This window comes from Caulobacter sp. P1_B12_2 (assembly GCF_056406675.1).
This window is the reverse complement of record NZ_JBFTZS010000732.1, coordinates 1-1,272: the sequence shown is the minus strand read 5'-3', so window position 1 is coordinate 1,272 and position 1,272 is coordinate 1. Positions and strand designations below refer to the sequence as shown.

Sequence of the window (1,272 nt, the reverse complement as noted above, 5' to 3'; positions counted from 1 at the left end):
GGGCGGCCGTCAACGGCGGGGCCCAGGCCCTGGGCGTGGTCGGCGGCCTGCGACGCGGGCGGTCGGCCGACTTCGTGACCCTGGACCGCGCCCATCCGGCGATGATCGGCCGCGACGGCGACGCCTTGCTGGACAGCTGGGTGTTCGCCGGGCGACACGGGGCCATCGACGGCGTCTGGCGCGGCGGCCGCCAGGTCGTCAGCGGCGGCCGCCACCACGCGCGCGAGGCGATCCTGGCGCGCTACGGGACGGCTTTGAGGAGCGTGCTGGCTTGACGGGTTTGAACGGGGGGACGCTGCACCAGCGCATCCGGGGGCGGATCGAGGACCTGATCCGTTCGGGCGCCTGGGCGCCGGGCCGCAAGGTCCCGTCCGAGACCGAGCTGATGGCCCAGTTCGACTGCTCGCGAATGACGGTCAACAAGGCGATGTCGGCCCTGGCCGAGGCGGGACTGATCGTGCGCCGCCGCCGCGCCGGCTCGTTCGTGGCCCGGCCGCGCGTGCACTCCACCGTGCTCGATATCCCCGACATCCAGGGGGAGATCGTGGCGCGCGGCGAGACCTATCGCTTCGAGTTGCTGGACAGGCGGCGACGCAAGGCCAAGGCGGGCGACGCCGAGGAGGTCGAGCTGGCGGCCGGCGGCGAGCTGCTGGCCTTGCGCGGCCTGCACATCGCCGGCGACCGGCCGTTCGCGCTGGAGGACCGCTTGGTCAGCCTGGCCGCCGTGCCCGAGGCGGCCGACCTGGACTTCGCCGAGGAGTCGCCCGGGGCCTGGTTGCTGCACCACGTGCCGTGGACCGAAGCCGAGAACCGCATCAGCGCGGTCGGGGCCGACGCGGCCGTCGCCGAGCTGCTGGCGCTGGACGCCGGGGCGGCGCTGCTGGCGGTCGAGCGCCGCACCTGGCGCGCGGGCGAACCGGTGACCTGGGTGCGGCAGCTGTTCCCGGGCGAAGCCTACGACCTGGTGGCGCGCTTCGGTCCCGCCCGGGGCTAGGGCCTACTTCGCGGCCCTGGCGGCCAGGTCGGTGTAGGCGGCGTCGATGGCTTCGTCGCGGCCGGTGGGATGCTTGGCCAGGCGGGCCTTGGCGGCCTTGGCCACCTCGGCGGCGCGCGTTGCGGTCAGCGTCGCCAGGTAGCGATGAGCCTTCAGCTTCTGGTCGACGGTGACGCCGCGCTTGATGGGGTCGGTCATGGAAGGCTCCTTGAGTGAGGCGCTGGTCTACAGGGTGCAGGCGCCTACGGAAACCCTCTCCCATGGGGAGAGGGAGGGGC

The 1,272-nt window shown here is 73.8% G+C and carries 2 protein-coding genes and 1 pseudogene; 2 read left to right on the top strand and 1 reads right to left on the bottom strand.

The window, feature by feature from the left end:
• Both AC1DZ6_RS25315 and hutC read left to right on the top strand, forming a co-directional pair.
• Positions 1-275, top strand: a pseudogene (locus AC1DZ6_RS25315) (formimidoylglutamate deiminase); the annotation flags it as partial.
• Positions 276-280: 5 nt separating this feature from the next.
• Complete coding sequence (hutC, locus tag AC1DZ6_RS25310) at positions 281-994, top strand: histidine utilization repressor (RefSeq protein WP_477099841.1); 714 nt, start codon at positions 281-283, stop codon at positions 992-994.
• Positions 995-997: 3 nt separating this feature from the next.
• Here hutC and AC1DZ6_RS25305 read toward each other — a convergent pair whose 3' ends face one another.
• A complete protein-coding gene (locus tag AC1DZ6_RS25305; protein WP_477099840.1) occupies positions 998-1,192 on the bottom strand; it encodes a hypothetical protein in 195 nt (64 codons plus the stop codon).
• Positions 1,193-1,272 lie beyond the last annotated feature (80 nt).